Annotated in this window: 7 protein-coding genes; 6 read left to right on the forward strand and 1 reads right to left on the reverse strand. The window is 44.6% G+C overall.

Features of this window, described 5'->3' with window-relative positions; all coding sequences use genetic code 11:
• Positions 1-15 precede the first annotated feature (15 nt).
• The 5 genes from NXS09_RS07745 (at position 16) to NXS09_RS07765 (ending at position 6,060) form a co-directional block, all read left to right on the forward strand.
• Positions 16-1,143, forward strand: coding sequence for a PilT/PilU family type 4a pilus ATPase (locus tag NXS09_RS07745; RefSeq protein ID WP_259291977.1), 1,128 nt, complete (start codon positions 16-18; stop codon positions 1,141-1,143).
• Positions 1,144-1,611: 468 nt separating this feature from the next.
• Positions 1,612-3,216, forward strand: coding sequence for a benzoylformate decarboxylase (mdlC, locus tag NXS09_RS07750; protein ID WP_259291978.1), 1,605 nt, complete (start codon positions 1,612-1,614; stop codon positions 3,214-3,216).
• 18 nt (positions 3,217-3,234) lie between these two features.
• Positions 3,235-4,179, forward strand: coding sequence for an AEC family transporter (locus NXS09_RS07755; protein ID WP_259291979.1), 945 nt, complete (start codon positions 3,235-3,237; stop codon positions 4,177-4,179).
• A 316-nt stretch (positions 4,180-4,495) separates the two neighbouring features.
• Positions 4,496-5,590: a conjugal transfer protein gene (locus tag NXS09_RS07760; protein ID WP_259291980.1), complete on the forward strand. Its 1,095-nt coding sequence runs from the start codon at positions 4,496-4,498 to the stop codon at positions 5,588-5,590.
• Between the two features lie 2 nt (positions 5,591-5,592).
• Entirely contained in the window at positions 5,593-6,060 is a 468-nt protein-coding gene (locus NXS09_RS07765; RefSeq protein ID WP_259291981.1) for a low molecular weight protein-tyrosine-phosphatase, read from the forward strand.
• A 180-nt stretch (positions 6,061-6,240) separates the two neighbouring features.
• Here the strand turns inward: NXS09_RS07765 and NXS09_RS07770 are convergent, their stop codons facing one another.
• Entirely contained in the window at positions 6,241-7,602 is a 1,362-nt protein-coding gene (locus NXS09_RS07770; RefSeq protein WP_353617928.1) for a M23 family metallopeptidase, read from the reverse strand.
• 1,687 nt (positions 7,603-9,289) lie between these two features.
• Here NXS09_RS07770 and NXS09_RS07775 point away from each other — a divergent pair.
• Entirely contained in the window at positions 9,290-10,279 is a 990-nt protein-coding gene (locus tag NXS09_RS07775; RefSeq protein ID WP_259291982.1) for a hypothetical protein, read from the forward strand.
• Positions 10,280-10,441: the final 162 nt, after the last annotated feature.

The following is a 10,441-nucleotide window of genomic DNA, read 5'->3' on the forward strand; positions in this document are numbered from 1 at the left end:
AAGGGACAGAAAAAAATGAATGAAAATCCGTTACCTGCAAAAGAGGAAATCCATTCTCTACTTAGAACATTAACCAAATATAAAGGCTCTGACCTTTTTATTACGGCCAATTTCCCACCGGCCATGAAACTGGACGGCAAAATCACACGCATTAATGAAACACCGCTGACACCCGAACGTTGTATGGAAATTGCATTTTCTATTATGTCGCCCAAACAAATGGAAGAGTTTACCAATACCAACGAATGCAACTTTGCCATCAGTTTGCCGGACACCAGCCGTTTCCGTGTTAATGCCATGGTGCAGCGTGGTGCAACCGCGTTGGTATTCCGTACCATCACCAGTAATATACCCAAATTTGAAAGTCTCAACTTGCCGCCGATTTTGCAACAAATCGCCATGAAAAAACGCGGTTTGGTGATTTTTGTCGGCGGCACGGGTTCGGGCAAATCAACTTCTTTGGCTTCCATGATCGACTACCGCAACGAAAACAGCCAAGATCATATTATTACCATCGAAGACCCGATTGAGTTTGTACACAATCATAAAAACTGCATCATTACCCAGCGCGAAGTCGGCGTAGATACCGAAAACTGGTTTGCCGCATTAAAAAATACGCTGCGCCAAGCGCCCGATGTCATTCTTATCGGTGAGATACGCGACCGTGAAACCATGGACTACGCCATTGCTTTTGCCGAAACCGGCCACCTTTGTATGGCCACGCTTCACGCCAACAGTACCAATCAGGCGCTTGACCGTATTATCAACTTCTTCCCGGAAGAGCGGCGTACCCAACTGCTAACCGATTTATCACTCAACCTGCAAGCATTTGTTTCACAACGTCTGATTCCGCGCGAAGGCGGTAAAGGCCGTGTAGCTGCCGTGGAAGTATTACTGAATTCACCCTTAATCGCCGAGTTGATTCATGAAGGTGATGTGCATTCAATTAAAGAAATCATGAAGAAATCGCAAAGTATGGGTATGCAAACATTTGATCAGGCTTTATACGAACTTTACGAACAAGGCCATATTAGCTTCCAAGATGCTATTAAAAATGCAGATTCCGCCCACGATCTACGCTTAGATATCCAACTGCGCAGCCGTCGTGCCCAAAACGCAGGGCCGGATTTGGAATTGATTTAATGCTTAAATCATAACGACATATTCTAAACCACTGTTTGCCGCAACATACTAGGATTTGTTAATCTCAGTATGTTGCAGCAAATCACAATAGGCCGTCTGAAAATATAAACTTTAAATAAAAACAATCTGAATATGACTCTAATCAAGAAATCCGGTTTACCCATACCAGTTTCTTTAAATTTATTTAGCTATATATTTCAATATTTAACATATTAATATCCATACACAACAAAATATACCATAAAATTAATAAAAATCAGCGGCATCAACTCCTAAGACACAAACTGTTTCCTTTATAAATATTGCATCATTTTCATAAAAAGCCTTATAATTTTCTCAGCAATGTATCCATAATACTTGCCGACATGGTATGCAATTACCATGCCTGAAATAATGGATAACTTATAGATTTGATGCTTTATAAACAATCATATTATTTATCCAACAACAAACAGAAAAGGAAAAATCATGTCGTCTAATCAATTAACCGTTCGTGATGTTGTTATTCAGGTTTTACGTGATCTTGGTGTTCACCGAGTTTATGGCAATCCCGGCTCTACCGAACTTGCCTTCTTAGGAAACTGGCCGGAAGATTTCGAATATGTTCTGGGTTTGCATGAAGCATCAGCAGTAGGTATGGCTGATGGTGAAGCCCGTGTTACAGGCCGCCCAACTTTTGTTAACCTCCATACTGCAGCCGGTTTGGGTAATAGTTTGGGCAATCTCTTTACTAGCTATAAAAACCAAGCACCTGTTGTGATTTTAGCCGGTCAACAATCACGCTCTCTACTTTCTTCCGATGCTTATCTGGCAGCTGATGACCCAACAGTATTCCCGAAACCTTATGTGAAATGGGCTATTCAACCTGCTAATGCACAAGACGTACCTGCTGCATTGGTTCGCTGCTTCGAAGTGGCTATGCAACCTCCGTATGGCCCGACATTCATTTCCGTTCCGAATGATGACTGGGATCAACCATGCGATCCTTATCCGGTAGGCAAATCCATCGGCTTCGGTCCTGCCCGCGAAGATGGTTTGAAAGAAATTGCCAAAGCCTTAGCTGGTGCAAAACGCCCTGCTTTGGTAGTAGGTACAGAAATTGACGCTTTCGATGCTTATGATAACGCTGTTCGCTTGGCCGAACGCACTGGCGCTACCGTTTACACAGCACCTGTTGCAGCTGCTACTGCATTCCCGGAAGACCATCCTCAATTTGGCGGTTTCCTGCCTGCCATCCCTGCCGGCTTGTCTAAAATGCTTGAACGCCACGACGTTGTTTTTGTTGCCGGCGCACCGGTATTTACTTTCCACGTAGACGGTAAAGCCGATGTATTGACCAGCAAAGATACACGCATTCTACAACTGACTGCCGATTCAAATTCAGCCGCAAGAGCAAGAACCGAACTGAGCTTGGTAGGTGAATTGAAAGAATCGCTTGATCGCTTAATTTCATTCTTGCCTGAAAAACCTGCAGCAGATGTTGCCGAACCTTTAAAAGTAGCACGCAGCACTCCGGAAAAAGAAGACGGCATGCCTTCAGCAGCTTATGTTCTATCTCGTCTGTCCGAACTGATGCCTAAAGATGCTGTTTTGGTAGAAGAAGCCCCTTCTCACCGTCCTGCCATGCAGAAAAACCTGCCTATCACCCAACAAGGTGGTTTCTACACTATGTCTAGCGGTGGTTTGGGCTATGGCTTGCCTGCCTCTGTCGGTGTTGCTTTGGCACACGACAAACGTAAAGTGGTAGCGCTGATTGGTGATGGTTCTATGCAATATTCTATCCAAGCATTGTGGACTGCGGCCCAACATAAACTGCCGCTGACTGTTATTGTGCTCAATAACGGCGGATATGGTGCATTGAAATCATTCTCTAAATTCTTGGGTGCAACCAATACCCCGGGAATGGATTTACCATCCATTGATATGGTTAAAATCGCCGAAGGTTATGGCCTCAATGCTTCTCGTGTAGACAATACCGCAGATTTGGATGCAGCTCTGACCAAAGCATTGAACGATCCGCATACCCACCTTATTGACGTGGTAGTAGACCCCAACAAAGGCGACATCTACTAAAAACGGAGGCGCAACTCAATGTTTAATATCATCGTTAGCGCACTATTGCCGATTTATGTTGGTTTGTTAATCGGTTATGTTGCCGGAAAACGGGGGATGGTTGACAACAAAAACGTGAAAACCATCAACGTTATGTTGATGACTTTCATGGTACCGTTAACCATGTTTATTGCGATTTCACGGACACCGAGAGAAGTGATCATGCCGAACCTGGCACTGATTATCGTCATTGGTATCTCCATGCTTATTCTGTATATGGGTTCGCTCTGGATGCAGCGTAAGTATTTCGGACTTAACCTGTCCGAAGGTGTTGTGCAATCGTTAACCATTGCATTCCCCAACTATGCATCAATCGGTATCCCGCTGATGTTGCCGCTGTATGGTGACCAAGCAGCTTTATTGGTTGCCATTGCCATTGCCGCAGGTTCAATCTTCGTTACACCGATTGCCCTGGCTCAATTGAGAATGGGAACTTCATCGCCCGGTACTCAAGTATCTGTCGGACATGAGTTTCTTAAAGGGCTAGCAGGTGCAGTGAAGACGCCGGTATTCTTCTTACCTGTACTCGGTTTGATATGGGCGATTCTCGGCATTCCGATGCCGGCAATTGTCGGTACTGCATTCGGACCGATTACAATGGCTACCGGCGGTGTCGGTCTGTTCCTAACCGGACTATTACTCTCAGCCCAATCTATCAAGATTGATAGCAATGTAACTTGGAGTACTGTTCTGGGTAATGTGGTTCAGCCCTTCCTAACTTTCGGTATCGCATTGGCAATGGGCATTGATCACGAAACTACTGTTCGTGCCGTTATCCTAATGGCCATTCCATCCGCATTCTTCGGATTGGTCTTCGGGGCAACAGTCAACGTACGCCCGGCGGTTTCCGGTGCAACCTTACTGGTATCTTCAGTGGCCGGTATTCTGACCTTATCCTTCTTTATCGGTTGGTTGGTGCCTTAAGGCCGAGCTAAGATAGTTAGTATTGCAATAAAATCAAATGCCGTTAACTCGAAAAACAACTTATTGAGTTAACGGCATTTTATCAAGCATCAACAGCCTGATAATCAAAACCTATATTCTGTTCAACATCGAAATCAATTACATAAAACATTCTCTTTAACCGACATCCATAACCATCAACATTCGATAATCTATAAAACTTTCGACAACACCAATAAATGAGTATAGATTTTCTCTCATTTGACCCCACATCTCACCTCTAGATAATGCCGACTTCCAAAGTCGAAACCATAAAACCAATTGAAAGTTCAAAATTATGCCGCCCTTTACCCTACCCGATACCCGACCCTACCCCAGCGATCCTGTAAAAAATAGCTTGCTGGTTTACGCTAACCAAATAGCTAAGAGCACCTCTGCTGCCCAACGGAAATTAGCAGCCGAATCACTAAAAGCAGAAATCTACACCATGTTGCAACAAAACCATTATCTCGGTCTATCCGTTGCCATGAGCATGGTTTCCGACACAAGCAGCTATATAGCCTTACTCGAAGGTTTAGACGATACTTTAAAAGCCAAAACCGATGAAGAAATTCAATGGTTTGCCCTACCTGTAGTTTTAGTAGCCGGCACCAACCAATCAATCACCCTTCCTCTTGACACACCATCCGTAGAACTTTGCGCCTGCCTAGCCGACTATCCTAATTTACGCCCGTTACTACAAACCACATGGCTGCCAAAATTAGTACATTCTGCAGACTTAGCAGCCGTTAAGGCGGGAAAATGGTTTTCAGCCAAACAAAATAAAGAAGCGGCCGAAGCATTTGCCGCCGAACTACCACAATCCGATTTAGAAATACCTTCCGGTCAATCCGTTCATGTTGTTTTTGCCTTAGGCTACGGCAACAAGGATATTCAGACGGCTCTTTCCAACAATCTACGCGAAGCTGCCCTACCCCTGATGCAGGTTTGGCATAAAAGCCTTTCCCGACCGGGTCTCACCCTATTCACCAATCCGCTTGCACCCACAACACCGCTAAATGCCCTAACCGAAGGCAGCCATATGCGCCAACGAATGGCTATGGATGTCTTTGCGGCCAACGCTATTCGTGCAATACGCTTGCAAAGCCCGCGTGTCGGCGTGGTAATGGCGGCACGGCAAAGCGGAAAACTAGAATTTGGTTTTAATGCGGCAGAAAGTGCTTTTGAGCTGGCCGGACAAGTATTCACTTGGCCCTTATCACCTACCGACCGCATTGAAACCATCCAGCAAAACTTTTTAGACTTAATGGTAGAGTGCCAAGTAGAAAATATCCGCTTACTACACGACATCTTGCCGGAAGATGGCGAAATGCCTAATTATGCCGAAGCACTTCAAATGTCCGGCCATAACCCCCTATTCTCAGAGCAATAGATATGGAAAAACAGAAAATTTTATTTGTTTGTCTCGGCAATATCTGCCGTTCGCCCATGGCAGAATATGTATTTCGCCATCAGACAGCTCAATTGGGTTTATCCGACAGACTCACTGTTGCGAGCGCCGGAACATCCGGTTGGCATAATGGTGAAAATATGCATCAGGGCACCTTAAAAAAACTAAAACAACAAGGTATCGACCCAATGGGTTTTACCAGTAGCCAAGTACAAACAGGTGATGCCGATACATACGATTATATTATTGCGATGGATGACAATAATCTGGCTGAGCTCGAACGGTTATTTGGCAGACAACCCGATAAAATCTTTAAACTTACCGACTTGATACCTGAAAGCGGTTACACTTATGTACCGGATCCTTGGCATACGGGTAATTTTGATGAAACTTTTCGCTTGGTTTCCGCCGGCAGCCAAGCCTTATTGGAAAAACTGACATCTGTTAAGTAAATAGAGTAGATTCCAAATTTAGAGCCTATTATCAGAAATATCGCTTATTAGGCCGTCTGAAATGTATTGGGTAATAGTAAGAGGCCGTCTGAAAAACAGTTTTCAGACGGCCTCTCGTTCAATATAAAAACCATAAAAAATACCTGCTTCTTGAGCAGGTACTTTTCAATTACTTTTACTTTAATCCAATTGTGTTACGGTAACCGGAAGATCCCGCACCGCAGCCATAGTGGTTGAATACTCTTGTTGCTGCTTACGGAATTCAGCCATATTGGCCGGCGTTAATTTAGGCGTTGGCAATGCAATAGCACTCGGATTCATATGCTGACCGTTTTTGCGCACTTCATAATGTAAATGCGGCCCTGTCGAACGACCCGAAGTACCGACATAACCGATAACATCGCCGGCTTTCACTTTACCCTGTGCAGATGAAAAAGCACTCATATGGGCATAAAGCGTTTCGATACCATTACTATGCTGAAGCATAACCGTATTACCATAACCGCCTTTCCAGCCTTTGAAAGTCAACACACCATCGGCTGTTGCATGAATAGGCGTACCGGTGGGCGCAGCATAATCAACGCCGGTATGCATTTTTACTGTATGGAGAACGGGGTGGATACGCACACCATAAGGTGAAGAAATACGCGTATATTCAACAGGCTTAATATTAAATCCTTCACGCATTCTCAACGACTTACCGTTTTGGTCATAATAGCTGCCGCTCTCTTCGTCGCCTTTGCCTTGGCTATAATAATAAGCCTGATACGTTTTGCCGTCTTTCACTACTTCAGCCGCTAAAATATCACCGGTTGCCATTTCCTGACCACGGAAATACAAACTGTCATACAACAAACGGATAGAGTCGCCACGCGATAATTCATCGATATTCACAAGCTCTGTGAAAATTTCATTCAATGACTCACGAATCTCTACGGGCACGCCCGCCTGCGCCATTGCCCCACGAGCAGAGGTCCGCACATGAATAGAGCGTAAAGTGGGCATGGATTCCGTATCAATCGAAGAAGTCGAAGCACCCCATTTACCATTCACTTTTTCCAAAGCGACCAAATCACGGAAGCCATTATCATCATCGTGGAAAAATTGAACATCGGTCACATCACCGGATGCATCAAAACGAACATTGACGGATTGCCCCGTACGCAGTTGAATCACATTACGATCAATCGAACTGTGTGTCAGTACTTCACGGATTGTTTTTTCCGGAACATCCATACGAAATAAAACATCGGTTAACGAATCGCCGGGCTGTACAGCTTCCTGAGCCCAATAACTGCCTTGTGATGCACCGCTTTCCACATATACGGGCGGCAGTTCTTCAGTCATACGCGAAGCCTGATAGAGTGTTTCCCTAGGGCGCGGATCAGTGACAGCATAAGCAGCAACTACCCCTGAAACCGGCAGCAACACACCTAAAATCGACCAGCGAACCGGTTTGTTTTGCCAAAAACGATTAAACGTGGTCGCCGCAGGCGTACCTGATAAAATGGCAACAGCCGCTTTTATCGGGTTTTGTTTCATTTTGAAAGCCGGTAGCCGCCATTTGGTTTTCAATGGCTTATCAGATTGTGATACAGACACGATAGGAATAATACGCCGTGGCACATACTCTGTTGATTTTTGTTTGGAAACCGCTTTTTCAGACGGCAACGTAACGGTATCAGAAGTATTCTCCACAACCGCAACCGACTGGGCAGCTAATTGTGCTGCATCATCCATATGAACGGTTGACTCCGCCACTTTTTCGATAATAGGCGTTTCGGCTTCTACTGCCGCCTGAGATGCAACTATTTCATCTACCACGATATCGCTGCTATGAGGTTCAACAGCAATATGATCGATTTGTTCGGATTCGCTCATCATCGCCGACGCAGGTTCAGCGATATTATTTGCTATACCCGCTGATTCTTCCTCAACAACCAATTCGCTTGTTTCATACCCTAACGATTCAACTGTTACCGGCTCGGACTCAACAAAAGTTGCTTCCGATAAAATTGCTTCTGCTGTTGCTTGCTCATCGACCTGCTGTTCTAATGCAGTCGGATGAGCTTCAAGAGATTGAGATGGCTCAGGCTCCATCTGCTTGCCGTCTGCCGCAGGCGTATCTGAAACCCTCGGTTTCACATTCATTGCAGGTTTAAACGCTGTACTAAGCGGCTCAGAAAATGCCACTTTGGCATCAAACGGCAATTGACCGGCCTGAGTACCACTCTGTTCCTCACTCGCTTCCATAGAGGAATCAACAGTAATAGATTTTGCTACTACTTCAACATTACCCTGATTTTCCTGAGCAACTGCCGAAGTCACTTGTGTTTGTTCGTTTTCCGTGATTTCGGGAGCAATACTTTCCGCAACAACTGCTTCCATAGTCGGTAATACGGTTGTTGGGAGTTGTTCGTTTTCCACCACAGTCTCTTCTGCTGCTATAGTTACCGGTTCAACCGCTTTCGGCTTAACAAACACCGTTGGCTTAATATTTTTAGCGGGTTTAAAAGCCGGAGCCAATGATTTTGCCGCATTAACTTTTGCTCTAACAACAAGCTTAGGTGATGGAACGTCAACAGCAGGAGCGACCTGCTCAACCGGAGTCTCGGACAGTATCGAGTCTTCGGCATAAGGTTGTATAGCTGGTTGCTCATGTGGCAACTGTCGGATAAACACCGGTTCAACCGAAATAAATTTCGCCGAATCGGGCGCTGTCATCATTGGTTCTGCCGATAAAAAAGCAGCGTTAGCAGTATAGGCAGAATCAAATACAGGGACGTCAATATGCTCTGTTTTCGCATTTTCTACTGCGGAAACAGAGTCGGAATCGGTTTTTAAAAAGGCGTCCGTTTGGTGATTGGTATCATTATTCTGGTCTGGCGCCTTTAAAAAATGACTTAAGGGCTTGGTCATGTCATGCCTCTAGGTGGTTCTTTATATATGAAATTATTACATTTACTAAGCCTTATGGCTTTGATTTTCACAAATATTTTATACATTTATAATAGTTTTAGTTTACCATAAATCCATCTTTCCTGCTTTAAACAGATGTTTTACTGCGTGAAAAATACCTGCAATATGGTAAAGAAGCTATATAGGGATAGAACAACATATAGCATAGGGATAGATACTATATAATATAACGGTCTCGCGTCATATAGGTCGCTAGTTCTGTTCACTATTGCGTAAAATAATCCAAATTTTTCTGAAACACACCACACTTATGAATTTAACTTTAGCCCTTCCTTCTCTCAACTTCAATACTGAAAGCCCGCTACCTGATTTAAATTTGCCTTTCTTCAATAAACTGTTGCGTTTCGGCACTTTTCAGACCACCCCGGCAAAACCTTCTGCATTTTATGGCAAGCTGCTATGGAACGGTAGTTTATTAAACAATGCAAAAAAAATATTGGGCATTCCCGACAACAAAGCAGCGATATTTGCCAGCCCGGTTTGGCAGCAAATGGGAATGCACCACATGGATATGCTAAGTGGCAATGATATTCAAATACAGCAAGACGAAGCAGAGGCTTTCTGTAACGGTTTGAATATTTTTTTACAAGACGATGGTTGGTTTTTCTATCCGCTACGCCCCGATTTATGGCTGGTTACCCTACCCAAAAAACCCGAATGGCAAGTTGGCCCCATACTTGATGCATTAGGGCAACTTGACGGCACTATTCGTGCCGAAGGCAACGACAACCGACAATGGCTACAAAAACAAACCGAAATTCAAATGTGGCTACACAACCACACGCTCAATAATGAACGTTCTGTAAACGGGATGCCCGCTATAAACGGTATATGGTTATGGCAAGATATTAAAGGCTCGCAAGCAGGCACGGCACTACTCGGCAGCAGCAGCCCGTGGGCACAATTTTATCCGGCCAATATTGTAGATGCCCCCTACGACTTTAACGCTTGGCAGGATATTATTGCCGAAATGGAAACAGATGTTTCAGACGGCCTATTGTTTCTAGACGATCTAACTACCCCGGGTTACACCGCCGATGTCTGGGCCTACAAAGATATTTTAGAAACCTGGGAACAACGTTGGTTCGAACCGCTTTGGCATGCACTCCGACAAGGCCGTCTGAAAACAATACATATTATGACCGATGGCGAGCAAGGCGGTTGCCTTACTATTAAAGCCAAAGCAGGTCGCGCTTTTTGGAAACCCAAAAAGGTGTTTACCGGCCAACTTGGTGTCTAAAACATATTATTAAAAAACAAAGGCCGTCTGAAATATGAACTGCACCCCAAAAGTTGGACACCCCTCCAACCCATTAAGGTGCAGTTTTCTTATGAGCAAATATACATTAGACTTTAAATACCAAGCCGTACAATATTATCAGCGCGTACGCAGCCAACAGCG

Origin of the sequence: Neisseria montereyensis, assembly GCF_024834045.1 — a bacterium.
Taxonomy (GTDB): Bacteria; Pseudomonadota; Gammaproteobacteria; order Burkholderiales; family Neisseriaceae; genus Neisseria; species Neisseria montereyensis.